Annotated in this window: 14 protein-coding genes; 9 read left to right on the top strand and 5 right to left on the bottom strand. The window is 74.0% G+C overall.

Going from position 1 to position 15,523, the window contains the following annotated elements:
• The first annotated feature begins 178 nt into the window (after window positions 1–178).
• Window positions 179–613: a YybH family protein gene (locus VSR01_RS26895; protein WP_326453837.1), complete on the top strand. Its 435-nt coding sequence runs from the start codon at window positions 179–181 to the stop codon at window positions 611–613.
• A gap of 192 nt (window positions 614–805) precedes the next feature.
• Complete coding sequence (locus VSR01_RS26890) at window positions 806–2,872, top strand: N-acetylmuramoyl-L-alanine amidase (protein WP_326451682.1); 2,067 nt, start codon at window positions 806–808, stop codon at window positions 2,870–2,872.
• A gap of 36 nt (window positions 2,873–2,908) precedes the next feature.
• Here VSR01_RS26890 and VSR01_RS26885 read toward each other — a convergent pair whose 3' ends face one another.
• Entirely contained in the window at window positions 2,909–3,838 is a 930-nt protein-coding gene (locus VSR01_RS26885) for a MurR/RpiR family transcriptional regulator (protein ID WP_326451681.1), read from the bottom strand.
• Window positions 3,839–4,020: 182 nt separating this feature from the next.
• On the opposite strand from VSR01_RS26885, the gene VSR01_RS26880 reads away from it, so the two are divergent.
• The 3 genes from VSR01_RS26880 (at window position 4,021) to VSR01_RS26870 (ending at window position 6,864) form a co-directional block, all read left to right on the top strand.
• Entirely contained in the window at window positions 4,021–5,025 is a 1,005-nt protein-coding gene (locus VSR01_RS26880) for a 1-aminocyclopropane-1-carboxylate deaminase/D-cysteine desulfhydrase (protein ID WP_442785552.1), read from the top strand.
• 335 nt (window positions 5,026–5,360) lie between these two features.
• Window positions 5,361–5,774, top strand: a complete 414-nt coding sequence (locus tag VSR01_RS26875; RefSeq protein WP_326451680.1) for an anti-sigma regulatory factor — start codon at window positions 5,361–5,363, stop codon at window positions 5,772–5,774.
• A gap of 190 nt (window positions 5,775–5,964) precedes the next feature.
• Window positions 5,965–6,864, top strand: coding sequence for an RNA polymerase sigma factor SigF (locus VSR01_RS26870; protein WP_442785551.1), 900 nt, complete (start codon window positions 5,965–5,967; stop codon window positions 6,862–6,864).
• A 17-nt stretch (window positions 6,865–6,881) separates the two neighbouring features.
• Here VSR01_RS26870 and VSR01_RS26865 read toward each other — a convergent pair whose 3' ends face one another.
• Window positions 6,882–7,394, bottom strand: coding sequence for a hypothetical protein (locus VSR01_RS26865; protein WP_326451679.1), 513 nt, complete (start codon window positions 7,392–7,394; stop codon window positions 6,882–6,884).
• Window positions 7,395–7,442: 48 nt separating this feature from the next.
• On the opposite strand from VSR01_RS26865, the gene VSR01_RS26860 reads away from it, so the two are divergent.
• Both VSR01_RS26860 and VSR01_RS26855 read left to right on the top strand, forming a co-directional pair.
• On the top strand, window positions 7,443–8,429 hold the full coding sequence (locus tag VSR01_RS26860) for a diacylglycerol/lipid kinase family protein (RefSeq protein WP_326451678.1): 987 nt from the start codon (window positions 7,443–7,445) through the stop codon (window positions 8,427–8,429).
• Between the two features lie 322 nt (window positions 8,430–8,751).
• Complete coding sequence (locus VSR01_RS26855) at window positions 8,752–9,009, top strand: WhiB family transcriptional regulator (protein WP_037913060.1); 258 nt, start codon at window positions 8,752–8,754, stop codon at window positions 9,007–9,009.
• A 117-nt stretch (window positions 9,010–9,126) separates the two neighbouring features.
• Here the strand turns inward: VSR01_RS26855 and VSR01_RS26850 are convergent, their stop codons facing one another.
• Both VSR01_RS26850 and VSR01_RS26845 read right to left on the bottom strand, forming a co-directional pair.
• The gene (locus VSR01_RS26850; RefSeq protein WP_326453834.1) at window positions 9,127–10,575 is read right to left on the bottom strand and encodes a PAS domain-containing sensor histidine kinase; all 1,449 of its coding nucleotides are present in this window, start codon (window positions 10,573–10,575) and stop codon (window positions 9,127–9,129) included.
• A 410-nt stretch (window positions 10,576–10,985) separates the two neighbouring features.
• Entirely contained in the window at window positions 10,986–12,092 is a 1,107-nt protein-coding gene (locus VSR01_RS26845; RefSeq protein ID WP_326451677.1) for an SIS domain-containing protein, read from the bottom strand.
• 227 nt (window positions 12,093–12,319) lie between these two features.
• Here VSR01_RS26845 and nagB point away from each other — a divergent pair, with 227 nt between their 5' ends.
• Window positions 12,320–13,105 carry a glucosamine-6-phosphate deaminase gene (gene nagB / locus VSR01_RS26840; RefSeq protein WP_326451676.1) on the top strand — a complete coding sequence of 262 codons (786 nt, stop codon included), beginning with the start codon at window positions 12,320–12,322 and terminating at the stop codon, window positions 13,103–13,105.
• A 111-nt stretch (window positions 13,106–13,216) separates the two neighbouring features.
• Here the strand turns inward: nagB and VSR01_RS26835 are convergent, their stop codons facing one another.
• On the bottom strand, window positions 13,217–15,148 hold the full coding sequence (locus VSR01_RS26835; RefSeq protein ID WP_326451675.1) for a helix-turn-helix domain-containing protein: 1,932 nt from the start codon (window positions 15,146–15,148) through the stop codon (window positions 13,217–13,219).
• 14 nt (window positions 15,149–15,162) lie between these two features.
• Here VSR01_RS26835 and VSR01_RS26830 point away from each other — a divergent pair, with 14 nt between their 5' ends.
• Complete coding sequence (locus VSR01_RS26830) at window positions 15,163–15,465, top strand: hypothetical protein (RefSeq protein ID WP_326451674.1); 303 nt, start codon at window positions 15,163–15,165, stop codon at window positions 15,463–15,465.
• Window positions 15,466–15,523: the final 58 nt, after the last annotated feature.

The following is a 15,523-nucleotide window of genomic DNA, read 5'->3' as shown; positions in this document are numbered from 1 at the left end:
TAGTGGTGGGGATGGGATCACCGGGGGTGATGTGACAGGTGTCACGGTGGAAGTAGCCGATCGTTTCCCGGTTCCATAAGTCTCAGTCAGGGACATCCACTTCGGGGGGTGGACGCCCCCGCCGGGCCGGCGGACGCCCGCCCCCCACGAGGCGCCGAGCAGGAGACGAGCCATGGCCATGGAGACCGCAGCCGCAGCGCAACGATTCGTGCGCGTCTGGGAGTCCGGCTGGGCCGCCCACGACGTGGAGGCGATCCTGGCCCTCTACACCGAGGACTGCGTGCACCGTTCGATGCCGTTCCGCCCGCCGCACATCGGGCGGGCCGCGCTCGCGACGTACCTGCGCTGGTCGTTCGCCGACGAACTCCCGCTGTCCGTGCGGTTCAGCGACCCCCTGGTGGGCGAAGGGGGCCTGGCGGTCGCGGAGTTCCACGTCACCGCGGAGGAGTCGGGCGCGGCGGGGCCGCGCTCCAGCACCCTGGCCGGCTGCGTCTTCGTCCGCTTCACGCCCGAGGGGCTGGCCGCCGAGACGCGCGACTACTGGCACACCGCGCCGGGCCGCGAGCCCGCCTCCGCACACCCCTTCCTCCTCGGCTCTCCCCCGCGCCCCTGACGCGTGTCCGCGGCGCCGTGCCGGCGCCGGGGGCTCCCCCGCCCGCGTGAGCCGTCCCCTCCGGTTGGCAAAAAGTTCCAGGATTTACGTCGTGGTGGTTGCTCATTGCCAGGGCGGATCGTCAGGCTGCGCCCAGCAGTTGCCGCACGCCCCTGCGGCCCCCCTTCGAACGGCACGACGCGAGGAGCCTGGATGCACCGCCCACACAGACAGCGCGGACAGCGCAGGACGACGACCCTGGCCGCGGCGCTGGCCCTGCTGGCCGGCGTCTCGGTGACCGCGGGGACCGCCGCCGCGCACGCCGCCACCGCGCCGGTCGACCGGTCCGCGGTGACGGCCGCGGGTACGCCCGCCGCGGCCGCCGGCACCCGCCAGGCCGAGTTCGCCGCCGCCGCCCACGAGTTCGGCGTACCGCAGTCCGTCCTCGAAGCGGTGTCGTACTACGAGACCCGGTGGGAGGCGCACGCCGGGCAGCAGAACGCCGAGGCCGGCGACGGCCCGATGAACCTCACCGACCTGACCGCCGCCACGCTCGACGCGGACGGGCTGAGCACCCAGTCGCCGCGCTACGCCGACCTGCTCAAGGCCCCGGCCGAGCACACCGCCGCCGCTGCCGCCGCGCTGACCGGCGCCGACGTGGCCGCCGTGGAGGGCGACGAGGCGCAGAACATCCGCGGCGGCGCCGCGCTCCTGGCCTCGTACGCCAGGGGCTACGGCCACGGACGGCTGCCGCGCACCACCGACGGCTGGTACGCCGCCGCCGCCCGCTACAGCCGGTCGACCGAGGACAAGGTCGCCCAGGCCTTCGCCGACGGCGTGTGGGACATCCTGCGCACCGGCGCCTCGCGCACCACGCAGGACGGGCAGACGGTCACCCTCGCGCCCGTGCCGCGGCTGCACCCCGACCGCGGCGACGTGCGCAAGCTCGGGCTCAAGGAGGTGACGCCGCCCAGGAGCGACGCCGAGCCGCAGTGCCCGGCCTCGCTGCACTGCGACGTGATCCCGGGCGCGTACACCCTGCTCGACCCCTCGGACCTGGCCGACTACGGCAGCCACGACCTCGCCGACCGCCCGCACGGCGGCCTGGACATCCGCTACATCACGCTGCACACCACCGACGAGACCTACGACGGCACCCTCGACCTGTTCCGCGACCCGACCTACGCGGCCGGCGCCCACTACGTCGTGCGGTCCGAGGACGGCCACGTCACGCAGATGATCCCGGACCAGGACATCGCCTGGGACAGCGCCAACCGCTCCTTCTACCAGCACTCGATCGGCATCGAGCAGGAGGCGTGGGCGACCCACGGCGCCGCCTGGTTCAGCGAGGACCTCTACCGCTCGACCGCCACGCTGGTGAAGTACCTGGCCGCCGAGTACCACATCCCGCTGGACCGGGCGCACATCCTGGGCCACGACAACGTCCCCGGCGGCACCGAGAGCGGCGTCGCCACCCAGCACTGGGACCCCGGACCCGGCTGGGACTGGGAGCACTTCTTCGACCTGCTCGGCGCGCCCATCCACGCCACCGCGGCCCAGGGCAGCCCGGTCGTGGCGATCAAGCCCGGGTACGCCCGCAACCGGCAGACCACCACGTACTGCGACGACGTGCCGGGCTACAAGCAGTTCCCCGGGCCCTACCGCAGCTTCGACTGCCCGGTGACCTCCGCGGACGCGCCCGCGAACTTCGTCCCGCTGTACACCGCGCCGAGCACCTCGGCGCCGCTGGTCGCCGACCCCTACCTGCACCCGACCGGCACCGGCACGAACGCGATGAACGACTGGGGCGACAAGGCCCCGGCCGGCGAGGAGTACGCGGTGGCGGGCCGGCAGCCCGGCTGGACGGCGATCTGGTGGGGCGGCACGAAGGCGTGGCTCCAGGACTCCGCGACCCGCCCGGCGACGGTGCCGGTGAAGGCCGCGCGGATCACCCCGAAGCCCGGAAGGACCTCGATCCCCGTCTACACCACGGCCTACCCCGAGGCGTCGGTCTACCCGCCCGACTTCGTCGCCTTCGAGGGCGGCACCGCGCCGCGCGCCCAACTGGCCCGCGCCAAGTACACGATCGCGGCCGGCCAGTCCTACGTCACCGGCGGCCCGGCGGTGAACACCGACTCCTACTTCGCGATCTACTACGACGGCTCGGCGCCGTACGACCAGCACGACTTCATCGGCACGACGAAGGTCTACGAGATCGTCTACAACCACCGGATGGCGTTCGTGAACGCCGCGGACGTCGACGTGATCCCGGCCGGCTGAGCCGCCGGCGGCCGCAAGGGGTCGGGCCCGGCCGCCCTACCCCTTGCGGTCGATCTCCAGGGCCTCGTGGGTCACCCGCAGGGCGCGGCTCGAGGTGTCGAAAGTGCGCTGCGCGACGCAGACGAACAGGCAGTCCACCACGACCAGTTGGCTGATCCGGCTGGCCATCGCGCCGGGCCGGAAGGTGGTCTCGCGGCCGGCCGAGACCAGCACGTGGTCGGCGAGCCGGGCCGCGGTGGACAGCGGGTGGTTGGTGATCACCACGGTGGTCGCGCCCTGGGCGGCGGCCCGGCGCAGCGGCGCCAGCACGTCCCGGCTCTCGCCGGAGTGGGAGACGGCGAGGAAGACGTCGCCCTCGCCGAGCAGCACCGCGCTGGTCAGCGCGGACTGGGAGTCGCCGTGCGCGTGGCAGGGCCGGCCGATCCTGGCGAGCTTCTGCTGGAGGTCCTGGGCGACCAGCCCGGAGGCGCCGACCCCGGCGATGTGCAGCTGCCCGCCGCCGCAGATCGCCGCGACCGCGCCCGCCAACTGCTCGGCGTCCAGCTGCGTGGCGGTCTCCAGGACCGCCTGGGACTCGGTGTGCACCAGCTTGGCGACCACCTCGGCGACCGAGTCGTCCGGCGTGATGCCGGAGGTCAGGGTGGAGCGGGGGGCCTGGCGGGCGGCGGACGCGGCGAGCGCCAGGCGCAGTTCGGGATAGCCGGCGAAGCCCAGCGCGCGGGCGGTGCGCACGATGGACGACTCGCTGGTGCCGGCCAGCGCGCTCAGCTCGGAGATGGTGCTCCGCGCGACCTGCGCCGGGTCCTCGACGATCAGCGAGGCGATCCGCGCCGCGGCGGGCGTGAGCGACGGCAGCAGTCCGCGGACGGTCGCGGTGAGCGCGTCCGTCGTGTCACCGGCCGCAGTGGCGATCCCCGGTCCCACCCGCTCCGGCCGGGGGGTGGTGACGGCGTGTTCTTCGTGCACGGGAGACAGGATGCACCGGAAGTCCCCCGTACGACACCGGCGTGGCGCAATCCGCGCCCGCCGCGATCCGCCCGCCGGGCGCGCTCCGGGCGCGCGGGGCGGCGCCGGGCGGCCCGCGGCTGTCCTGCCGCCGGGTGACAGACGGGCCCCGCGCGGGGCGCCCCGCGGGCGACAATGGTCCGGTGACCGCGCCTTCCGGCCCCCCTGCGAACCCCCGCCCCGCCCCCGCGCCGCCGGGGGCGTACGGGCCGCTGCCCGAGGATGTCGCGCCGTCCCCGCTAGTCGAGGTCGACGAACCGCGGGCGGCCCGCCGGGGCGTGCGACTGCTGCTGAAGCGGGACGACCTGGTCCACCCCGAGCTGGTCGGCAACAAGTACCGCAAGCTGCTGCTGAATCTGGCCGAGGCCCGGCGCGCGGGCCACGACACGCTGCTGACCTTCGGCGGCGCCTACTCCAACCACCTGCGGGCCACCGCCAGGGCGGGCCGGCTGTACGGCTTCCGCACGGTCGGCGTGGTCCGCGGCCAGGAGCTGGCCGGCCGCCCGCTCAACCCCTCGCTCGCCACGGCCGCCGCGGACGGCATGCGGCTGCACTTCGTCGAACGCGGCGCCTACCGCCGCCTGACCGGGCATGCCGCGCGGACCGGGCGGCACGCGTCGGAGGGGCAGGTGGGCCAGGAGGAGCAGGAGGGGCGGGCGGCCGGGCGTGAACTCGTCGCGCTGCTGGCGGCGTACGGCCCCGCGTACGTGCTCCCCGAGGGCGGCTCCAACGCCGCGGCCGTGCGCGGCTGCGCGGGCCTGGGGCGCGAACTGGCCGGGCGCGCGGACGTCGCGGTGGTCGCCTGCGGCACCGGCGGCACCCTGGCCGGGCTCGCGGCCGGTTTCCCCGGTGAGGCGGTCGGCGTCGCGGTGCTGCGCGGCGGCTTCCTGGGCGAGGAGGTGCTGCGGCTGCAGCACGCGGCGTACGGCGGCCGGCGCGGCCGGTGGCGGGTCGAGGACGGCTTCCACCACGGCGGCTACGCCCGCACCCCGCCGGAGCTCGACGCCTTCGCGGCCGGCTTCGCGCGCCGGCACGGGCTGCGCCCGGAACCGGTGTACGTCGCCAAGGCGTTGTACGCGGCGCTGGAGCTGACGGACGCGGGGGCGTTCGCGCGCGGCAGCCGCGTCGCGGTCGTGATCACCGGCTGACCCCGCCTTTACCCCGCGCTGCGTACGCTGGATGCCTGCACCCGGCACGCAAGTGCCCGCGCCCGGACGGCGGGGGACCGGCCGAGGACCGACATCGGACCGGACCCGACAGCAGCCGACCGGAGCCGACCGGACCTCGCCCGAGTCGGTACGGATTCGCATACGAATCGAGATCCGGATTCCCCTCCACCGTCCGTGCCCGAGCGCTTACCATGGGTGACAGGAACGGGCGGCGCCCGTGCTCCGTCCGGGCGACACCGGGGGACGGATCGCGATAGCGTCGCAGCGAACCATGCGAACCAGCGCAATCACTGTGTGCCACCTTGGAGGTGTGGGTGTCCCAGATCGCAGGCGAGCCCGGGTCGAAGGACTTCGTCGAGGTCCGGCTGCCCGCGGCGGGGGCCTATCTGTCGGTGCTGCGTACGGCCACGGCCGGACTCGCCGCACGGCTGGACTTCACCCTGGACGAGATCGAGGATCTGCGGATCGCCGTGGACGAGGCGTGCGCGATCCTGCTGCAACAGGCCGTTCCGGGCTCGGTGCTGAGCTGCGTGTTCCGGCTGGTCGGGGACTCGCTGTGGGTCACCGTCTCCGCGCCCACCACCGACGGCCGGGCGCCGGAGCGCGACACCTTCGCCTGGACGGTGCTGTCCGCGCTGGCCGGTGAGGTGGACTCCACGGTGGACGAGGACCGGGCGGTGAGCATCAGCCTGCACAAGAAGCGCGGCGCCGTTCCCGGGCTGTCATGAGGCCGCGGTCGTGAGATCGGCTGACAACACCGGTACGCCCGCGGAGCCCGAGGCGCCCGCGGCCCGCGGCCGCGCCTCCGTCCCCGCCCAGCAGACCGGCCCGGCCAGCCCGGGACCCGTACCCGCCGGGCGGCGGCACACGGCGCGACCGCACCCCGAGACCGGTAGGCGTACGGACCGTAGGGAAGCGATGGACGCGGCGGAGCAGGCGGAGCCGATGGAGCAGCACGAACAGGTCACCAGCGCCGAGCACAGCACGGGCGCGGAGCACAGCCCCGAGCACGGCCGGCAGGCCGGGGACGGGGACCAGGCCGGGCACGCCGGTCCGCACGACCCGCAGGACCGTTCCGGCGCCCGCGCGCTGTTCGTGGAGCTGAGACGGCTGCCGGACGGCTCGCCGGAGCGGGCGGAGCTGCGCAACCAGCTGGTGCGGATGCACCTGCCGCTGGTCGAGCACCTGGCCCGGCGGTTCCGCAACCGCGGCGAGCCGCTGGACGACCTGACCCAGGTCGCCACGATCGGCCTGATCAAGTCGGTGGACCGGTTCGACGTCGAGCGCGGCGTGGAGTTCTCCACCTACGCGACGCCGACGGTGGTCGGTGAGATCAAGCGGCACTTCCGGGACAAGGGCTGGGCGGTACGGGTGCCGCGCCGGCTCCAGGAGCTGCGGCTGTCGCTCACCACCGCGACCGGCGAGCTGTCCCAGCGGCACGGCCGCGCGCCCACCGTCCACGAGCTGGCGGAGCACCTGAAGATCTCCGAGGAGGAGGTCCTGGAGGGGCTGGAGTCGGCCAACGCGTACAGCACGCTGTCGCTGGACGTCCCGGACACCGACGACGAGTCGCCGGCGGTCGCGGACACCCTCGGCTCCGAGGACGAGGCGCTGGAAGGGGTGGAGTACCGGGAGTCGCTCAAGCCGCTGCTGGAGCAGCTGCCGCCGCGGGAGAAGACGATTCTGCTGCTGCGGTTCTTCGGGAACATGACGCAGTCGCAGATCGCGCAGGAGGTGGGCATCTCGCAGATGCACGTCTCCAGGCTGCTCGCCCGGACCCTGGCGCAGCTCCGCGACAAACTCCTGATCGAGGAGTAGCCCCTCCCGGTCCAGCGCTATGTGAGCGTGCGACGGCGGATGCCGAGTGCGTCGGTGGTGGCCGGGTGGACGAGGACCGCGAGCCCGGCGAGCGCGAGCACGCCGAGCACCGCGCCCGCGGCCACCACCGCGCCGTCGCTCTTGAGCATCGTCCACGCGATGGGCAGGCACAGCAGCTGCATGATCAGCGCGGGCCCGCGGCTCCAGCTGCGGGCCCTGCGCAGCCCGTACGCCGCCCCCAGCGGCAGCGCGGCCAGCACCAGCACCAGCAGCCCGGCCAGCACCCCCTTGTCGCCGCCGGTGAAGCACATCGTCACGCCCCACGCGGCGACCGCGAGCCCCTCCAGGCCAGCCACGCCCGCCGCCACGTTCAGCCGCAGCGGCGGCGGTCCGGCGGGCGCGCCCTCCGCGGCCCCCGCCGCCGGGCCCTCGGTCGGGCGGGCGGACGGGTCCGAGGACATGGCCCGGGAGGCGCCCGGGGAGGACGGACGCGGGGACGCGGCGGCACGGCGTTTCGGGGTCTGGCTCACACCGTTCAGCGTAGCCCCGGGCGAAATCGCCTGGGTACGCTGTCGACCATGCGTGCTCTTCTCGTGGTCAACCCCGCCGCCACCACCACCAGCGCGCGGGTCCGCGACGTGATCAGCACAGCGCTGGCCAGCGACCTGAAGCTGGAGGTGGCCACCACCGAGTACCGCGGCCACGCGCGCGACCTGGCCCGGCGGGCCGCGGAGGGCGGCGAGGTCCAGCTGGTGGTCTCGCTGGGCGGCGACGGCACGGTGAACGAGATCGTCAACGGTCTGCTGCACCACGGCCCCGACCCGGACGCGCTGCCCCGGCTCGCCGTGGTGCCCGGCGGGTCGACCAATGTCTTCGCCCGCGCGCTCGGGCTGCCGAACGACGCCGTGGAGGCCACCGGCGCGCTGCTGGACGCGCTGCGCGCCGGCTCCTCCCGCACGGTCGGCCTGGGGCTGGCGAGCGGCACCCCGGGCACCGAGGACGAGGGGGTGCCGGCGCGCTGGTTCACCTTCTGCGCCGGCCTGGGGTTCGACGCCGGCGTGGTCGGACGGGTCGAGCAGCAGCGGGAGTTGGGCAAGCGCTCGACCCACGCGCTGTACCTGCGCCAGGTCGCCCGGCAGTTCATGGGCGACCCGCACCGGCGGCACGGCACCATCACCCTGGAGCTGCCGGCCTCCGGGAGCGCGGAGGACACCGGCCCGGTCGAGGGTCTGATGACGGCGATAATCTGCAACACCTCGCCGTGGACGTATCTCGGCAACCGACCCGTGTACGCCTCACCGGAAGCGTCTTTCGACACCGCGCTGGACGTGCTGGGCGTCACCAAGATGTCGGCGCTGTCAGGTACGCGTTACGCCGCGCAACTGCTCCGCTCCACCCCGGAGCGGGGACCCCGGGGAAAGCACACCGTCTCGCTGCACGATCTGACGGACTTCACCTTGCATTCGCAGGCGCCACTGCCCTTTCAGGTGGACGGTGACCACCTGGGGCTGCGTACGAGCGCGACCTTCACAGGCGTACGCCGGGCACTGCGTGTGATTGTGTAAGTCGAAGAGCCTAAAGTCCTTTTACTCGAACGTTTAGGCTGGGCTGTACCCGAAGGTTGTAGGGCTGTGATCGACGCGACACCGAGGATTCCAAAAAAACTTTCCTGAAGGGGTTGTATCTCCAGCCGAGGTTTGCGAACCTCTAACTGGCGATCGGGACGGGCCGCGGAGAGCAGCCCCCATGAGAGCCCGAATCCTCACTCTCACACCAGCGGGACCGCACCAGCGAGGGCTGGGTGGCGTCCCGTTCCCTGTGGGGGGATTCGTGAAAGCGTTCACATTCACAAGCAACGTGCTTGTCACACAAGGAGTTGGAGCAGCCATGGACTGGCGTCACCGCGCCGTTTGCCGCGAGGAAGACCCCGAGCTCTTCTTCCCCATCGGCAACACCGGTCCTGCGCTGCTGCAGATCGAGGAAGCCAAGGCCGTCTGCCGCCGGTGCCCCGTCATGGACCAGTGCCTGCAGTGGGCGCTGGAGAGCGGCCAGGACGCCGGTGTCTGGGGTGGCCTCAGCGAGGACGAGCGCCGCGCGATGAAGCGCCGCGCCGCCCGCAACAGGGCCCGTAACGCCAGCGCCTGACACACTCAGGCTTCCCCCGAACCGCAGCGCGCAGCACCTGCCTCATACGCGCAGCACACAGCTCGGAGCCCCCGTACCGGATGGGTACGGGGGCTCTCGCCGTTCGGCCGACAGACCCTAGGCGTCCAGCGGGAGTTCGAGGACCACGCGGGTGCCGCCGTCCGTGCCCGGGAGCATGTCGAAGGCGCCGGACAGCTCGCCGACCACGAGCGTGCGGACGATCTGCAGCCCGAGGTTGCCGGCGTGCTGGGCGTCGAACCCGGCGGGCAGGCCGCGGCCGTCGTCCTGGACGGCGACGGTGAGCAGCTCCCGGCCGCGCACCACGGTGACCTCGACGGTGCCCGACTCCCCCGGGCCGAAGCCGTGTTCGAGGGCGTTCTGCACCAACTCGGTGAGCACCATGGACAGCGGGGTGGCCATCTCGGCGGTGAGGATGCCGAACCGGCCGGTGCGGCGGGTGGTCACCCGGCCGGGTGAGATCTCCGCGACCATCGCCAGCACCCGGTCGGCGATCTCGTCGAACTCCACGCGCTCGTCCAGGTTCTGGGAGAGCGTCTCGTGCACGATGGCGATCGAGCCGACCCGGCGGACCGCCTCCTCCAGCGCCTCCCGGCCCCGCTCGGACTCGATCCTGCGGGCCTGCAGCCGCAGCAGCGCGGCGACCGTCTGGAGGTTGTTCTTCACCCGGTGGTGGATCTCCCGGATGGTCGCGTCCTTGGTGATCAGCTCGCGTTCGCGGCGGCGCAGTTCGGTGACGTCGCGCAGCAGCACCAGCGAACCGGTGTGCACGCCCTTGGGTTTGAGCGGGATGGCGCGCAGCTGGATCACGCCGTCACCGCCCTCGACCTCGAACTCCCGGGGCGCCCAGCCGCTGGCCAGCTTGACCAGGGCCTCGTCCACCGGGCCGCGCTCCGGGGCGAGTTCGGCGGTGGCCTTGCCCAGGTGGTGGCCGACCAGGTCGGCGGCCTGGCCCAGCCGGTGGTAGGCGGACAGCGCGTTGGGGCTGGCGTACTGCACGATGCCGTCGGCGTCGAGCCGGATCAGGCCGTCGCCGGCCCGCGGCGAGGCGTCCATGTCGACCTGCTCGGCGGGGAACGGGAAGGAGCCGGCCGCGATCATCTGGGCCAGGTCGGAGGCGCTCTGCAGGTACGTCAGCTCCAGCCGGCTGGGCGTGCGCACGGTGAGCAGGTTGGTGTTGCGGGCGATCACGCCGAGCACCCGGCCGTCCCGGCGCACCGGAATGGACTCGACCCGGACCGGGACCTCCTCGCGCCACTCCGGGTCGCCCTCGCGCACGATCCGGCCCTCGTCCAGCGCGGCGTCCAGCAACGGCCGCCGGCCGCGCGGCACCAGGTGGCCGACCATGTCGTCCTGGTACGAGGTGGGGCCGGTGTTCGGCCGCATCTGCGCGACGGAGACGTAGCGGGAGCCGTCGCGGGTGGGGACCCACAGCACGAGGTCGGCGAAGGACAGGTCGGAGAGCAGCTGCCACTCCGAGACGAGCAGGTGGAGCCATTCGAGGTCCGACTCGTCGAGGTCGGTGTGCTCGCGGACGAGGTCGTTCATGGAGGGCACGCCTGCGAGCGTACCCGCACCGCGCGCGGGCGCCCGTGACGCGGCGGGCGGGGAGCAGCCGCGCAGGCCGGGGGGCGACGCGCCGGTCGCGGGAGGGCCGGAAATCGGCGGCCTCGGCGTATGGACACGGGCTAATGGTCTAGTCCACAATGACGCTGTACCAAGCTCCGCACTCCCCGCACAGGAGGGCGGACGAGGCCGGCGTTCTCTGCCCTGACTACGCCGGGCCTCCCGGTCGGCCCTATCGGGCCCGCGGGGACCGCACACCCCGCCGGCCACGGCGTCGGCAGCAGCTCCGGGCTGCGGTGCTGGAGAGGTTGAGGGTCCTCTCCCGGCACCGCGGCCCGAAGTGTTTTCGAGCCGTTGTCGGCCCTTGTCACCTCAAGTCGCCTCCAGTCGCCTCAGCGGGTCTCGGTGACCTTGGCGAGGGCGCGGGGGGCGTCGGGGTCCTGGGCCCGGGCGATCGCGACCTCCCAGGCGAGCTTCTGCAGCGGGAGGATCTCCAGGACCGGCTGGAGGGCTTCGGGGAGACGGCCCTCCGGGAGGGCGAAGCCCGCGGAGGCCGCGGCCACCTGGGCGCGGGGGCCGACCACCACGAGGTCCGCGCGACGCCCGCGCAGCCGGTCGAGCACCGGCTGGAGCGCCTGGCCGCCGCGCCCCTCGGTGACGACGGCGATGACCGGCGAGACGTTGTCGACCATGGCCAGCGGCCCGTGCAGCAGGTCCGCGCCGGAGTAGGCGAGCGCTGGGATGTAGCTGGTCTCCATCAGCTTCAGCGCGGCCTCCTTCGCGGTCGGGTAGCCGTAGCCGCGGGAGGTGACGACCATCCGCTCGGCGAACCGGTAGCGGCCGGCGAGCTGCCGCACCTCCTCGCCGCGGCCGAGCACCCGCGCCGCGAGGTCCGGCAGCGCCTGCGCCGCGCTCACCGCCTGCCCGGCCGCCGCCGGGTCCTCGCCCTCCTTCAGGCCCGCCACGAACAGGTAGAGCGCGAGCAGTTCCGCGGTGTACGTCTTGGTGGCCGGCAGCGCCTTCTCCGCGCCGGCCAGCAGGTCGAGGTGGAACTCGGCGACCTCCGCGAGCGGCGAGTCCGGGTTGTTGGTCACCGCCAGGGTCACCGCGCCGGCCTCCCGGGCGGCCCGGGTCGAGGCCGCGAGGTCCGGCGACCCGCCGGACTGGCTGACCGTGACCACCAGCACGTCGCGCAGCCGCGGCTCGGCGCCGTAAGCGGTGGTGGTGGACATCGAGGTGAGCCCGCAGGGCAGCCCCAGCTCCACCTCGATCAGGTACTTGGCGTAGAGCGCCGCGTGGTCGGAGGTGCCGCGCGCGCTGAGCAGCACGAACCGGGGCCGCCGCGCGGCGATGGCGCGCGCGGTCTCGCGGATCGCGGGCGCGCCCTGTTCCAGCACCCGGCGCAACACTTCCGGCTGCTCCGCCGTCTCGCCCCACATGATCCAGCCGGGCTCGCCCCGGCGCGGGGCCGCCGGGCCCGGCGTTCCCACCGCATCCATCCGGTCCACCCGCCTCCGGCTCTGGTCCCGGCCGCCGAACCTCACCAGTCGACCACAGGACCCGGCGCCGCGCACCAGCAGCGCGGGACGCCGTGTGAACGGCGGCTGAACGGCCGGGGACAGCCGTGGACGGCCGGGAGAAGGTCCTCGCGGGCCTGCCGCGGCCGACCCCCGCTCTGCTAGATTGGTCTATACCACACTCATCTCTCAGAAACGGCGGGCCCAGCGTGGAAGTCGTCATCGTCCCCGACGCCGCGGCAGGCGGCGAACTCGTCGCGGAGGCCATCGCGGCCCTGCTGCGCCGCAAGCCCGACGCGCTGCTCGGCGTCGCCACCGGCTCCACCCCGCTGCCGATCTACCAGGCGCTGGCCGCCAAGGTGCGCTCCGGCGCGGTCGACGCGAGCCGCGCCCGGGTCTGCCAGCTCGACGAGTACGTGGGCCTGCCGGCCGGCCACCCGGAGTCGTACCGCTCGGTGGTGCTGCGCGAGGTGGTGGAGCCGCTGGGCCTGTCCGCGAAGTCCTTCATGGGCCCGGACGGCGCCGCGGCCGACGTGCAGGCGGCGTGCGAGGCGTACGACGCGGCGCTGTCGGCGGCCGGCGGCGTGGACCTCCAGCTGCTGGGCATCGGCACCGACGGGCACATCGGGTTCAACGAGCCGTGCTCGTCGCTGGCCTCGCGCACCCGGATCAAGACGCTCACCGAGCAGACCCGGGTGGACAACGCGCGGTTCTTCGACGGTGACATCGACCAGGTGCCGCACCACGTGATCACCCAGGGCATCGGGACCATCCTGGAGGCCCGGCACCTGGTGCTGCTGGCCACCGGCGAGGGCAAGGCGGAGGCGGTGGCGCAGACCGTGGAGGGCCCGGTCGCGGCCGTCGTGCCGGCCTCCGCGCTCCAGCTCCACCCGCACGCCACCGTGGTGGCCGACGAGGCGGCGGCGTCCAAGCTCAAGCTCGCGCCGTACTTCCGGGCCACCTACGCGGCCAAGCCCACCTGGCAGGGGCTGTAGGAGGGGCCGCGCGGGGCAGCGACTGCCCCGCGCGGCCCGCTCCGTACCATCCGGCGCGTGCGTCACACGGCCCTCACAGGGAAAAGGCGTCCTGTCCCGGCCGCGGCCGGTTCAGGACGCCTCCGCCTCCGCGGCGGGATCGGGGTCGTCGAGCGAGTGCCGCACCCGCTGCAGCTGCAGCGCCAGCTGTATCTGCAGCGCCGAGCTGGACCGCTGCCAGTCGGGCCCGAGCAGCTGGGAGACCCGTTCCAGGCGTCTGGCCACCGTGTTCGGGTGCACCTGGAGCGCCTCGGCGGCGTGCGTCGGGCTGCCGCCGACCGCGTAGTAGGCGGCCAGGGTGCCCTCCAGGTCGGTGGACCGCTCCTTGTCGTAGGCGAGCACCGGGCCGAGTGTGGCGTCGATGAAGCCGCTGACGTCGCGGTTCTCCCCCAGCAGCATGCCGACGAAGCCGAGGTCCTCGGCGGTCGCCGCGGCGCCGTCGCCGCCGATCGCGGTGAGCGCCTCCAGGCACCGCAGCGCCTCCTGGTACGCCCGGGAGACGCCCTCGCACGGCCCGCCGACGACCCCCGCGCCCCCGGCCTTGACCGGGCCGCCCAGCGCCCTGCCCATCTCCAGCGCGACCCTGCGGGCCTCCTGACCCGCGTCCTCGCCGGGCAGCAGCAGCACCACGTGCTCGTCGCGGACCACCTTGACCCCGCCGCGGCGGGAGGCGTGCCCCGCGGCCCACATCGCCGCCCGGCCCCGCGTGCCGTTCTCCACCCGGGCCACCACCACGCAGTGCGCGCGGTCCGGGTCGAGGCCGAGCCGCCGGGCCCAGGGTCTGCCCTGGCGCTCCTCCCGCGGCGGGGCGCTGAGCAGCTCCTCCAGGAGCTGGTCGCGGCCGCGCAGGCCGGAGCCGGAGCGCCGGCGGGCCAGCGCGAGCACCGTGGCCGCGGACGCCGCGTGGCGCAGCAGCCGCAGATCGGTGTCGTCCAGGGTGCGCGGTCCGCACAGCACCAGCGCGCCCAGGTCCTCCTCGCCGGAGCGCACCGGCAGCACGGTGATGCCGCCGTCGCGGTGCACCCGACGGTCGTCCAGCCGGGCCTCCAGCACCGCTTCCGCGATGTCCGCCTCGGGGAAGGAGGCGAGATCGCCGTAGTGCGCCACGGTGGCGTCCTGGTCGTCGCGGATCATGACGGCCCCGGCCAGGGCGCGGGCCGCCGAGGCGGCCAGGTCCTCGGCGGTGCCGCCGGACAGCGCGGCCTCGACCATCCGCTGCCCGATGTCGGCGGCCTCGCGCTCGGCCTGGAACTCCGCGCGCAGCCGGTCCTGGACGGCGGTGGCGTAGGCCAGCCGGGTCCTGGTCTCGTCCAGCGCCCGGGTGCGGGCGATGGCGCCGGCCGCGTGGTCGGCGAGCGAGTTGGTCCAGGCGACCTCGTCAGCGGTGAACGAGCGCACGCTGCGCTCGGCCACCAGCAGCACGCCGATCACCTGGTCGCCGTTGCGCATCGGCAGCGCGAGCAGCGCCGAGATGCCCTCGGCCTCGACCATCTGGTCCAGGTCCTTGGAGCGGGCGACCATCTCGTCGTGGGCGTAGTCGGCCGTCCACACCGGGGCGCGGCAGCTGACCGACTCGCCGGACATGCCGTGGCCGTGCGCCACCCGTACCTCGGTGGACACCGCGGAGATCGCGCCGTCGCCGGCCACCACCGCGACGCCGCCCTGGCGGTCGGCGAGGGCGACGTAGGCGGCGTCGGCGTGGATCAGCCGGCGGGCCCTGCGGGCCACCGTGCGCAGCAGCGCGTCGAGATTCTGCTGCTCCCCGAACTCCCTCACCGCGTCGACGAGTTCCGCGAGCTCCACCCGCCGCTGGTCGAGCCGGCGCATGCGGTTGTCCAGCCGCATCGCCATCTCGACCGCCAGCTCGGTCTCACGGATGTCCTCCGGTGAGGCTCCCCCTTGCCTGGTGCGTAACAGCAGCTCCTCGAACGCGGAGGGTGACGCCTTCCCGACGAGCAGCCCCAGGAGGGTGCTCTCGCCGCAGGGTGCGTCCAGCAGTGACATCGGCTCTCCGTAACGTGTCAGGCAGCTCCCGCGGGGCCGCCGTCATCTCGGTCGGATCTGATCCTCACCTGCAGGTTGCTCGCATCGTCTGCGCCGGCACGTGCGTGCCGTCGGGGGTCGCACCGTTGCGTCGTGCCGCCGGCGGCCGCCTCGTCGCGGTCGCCGGGCCGGTCCGCGCGGCGCCGTTCGGCGCCGCGCTTCGGGCCGAGGCCCGCCGGGGCTCGGGGGTTGCGCCCGGCGGGCTGCTCAGGAGCCCGGATCTGCAGGGTGTGCTCGTCGGATTGATCATCAGTCACGGGCAGGTGGCGGGCAAGTGACCGCTGTGCCGAACTCCGGTGCCGCGATCGTCCTCGCGCCCGCCCGTCGATCCGGGCG

Source organism: Actinacidiphila sp. DG2A-62 (assembly GCF_035825295.1).
Classification (GTDB): domain Bacteria; phylum Actinomycetota; class Actinomycetes; order Streptomycetales; family Streptomycetaceae; genus Actinacidiphila.
This window is presented reverse-complemented; position numbering and strand designations above follow the sequence as displayed.

Bases quoted from the DNA above. Each gene is read 5' to 3' on its own strand.
- VSR01_RS26895 (WP_326453837.1), top strand. From the start codon at position 179: ATGGAGACCGCAGCCGCAGCGCAACGATTCGTGCGCGTCTGGGAGTCC.
- VSR01_RS26890 (WP_326451682.1), top strand. From the start codon at position 806: ATGCACCGCCCACACAGACAGCGCGGACAGCGCAGGACGACGACCCTG.
- VSR01_RS26870 (WP_442785551.1), top strand. From the start codon at position 5,965: ATGGACGCGGCGGAGCAGGCGGAGCCGATGGAGCAGCACGAACAGGTC.
- VSR01_RS26860 (WP_326451678.1), top strand. From the start codon at position 7,443: ATGCGTGCTCTTCTCGTGGTCAACCCCGCCGCCACCACCACCAGCGCG.
- VSR01_RS26855 (WP_037913060.1), top strand. From the start codon at position 8,752: ATGGACTGGCGTCACCGCGCCGTTTGCCGCGAGGAAGACCCCGAGCTC.
- VSR01_RS26850 (WP_326453834.1), bottom strand. From the start codon at position 10,575: ATGAACGACCTCGTCCGCGAGCACACCGACCTCGACGAGTCGGACCTC.
- VSR01_RS26845 (WP_326451677.1), bottom strand. From the start codon at position 12,092: ATGGATGCGGTGGGAACGCCGGGCCCGGCGGCCCCGCGCCGGGGCGAG.
- VSR01_RS26835 (WP_326451675.1), bottom strand. From the start codon at position 15,148: ATGTCACTGCTGGACGCACCCTGCGGCGAGAGCACCCTCCTGGGGCTG.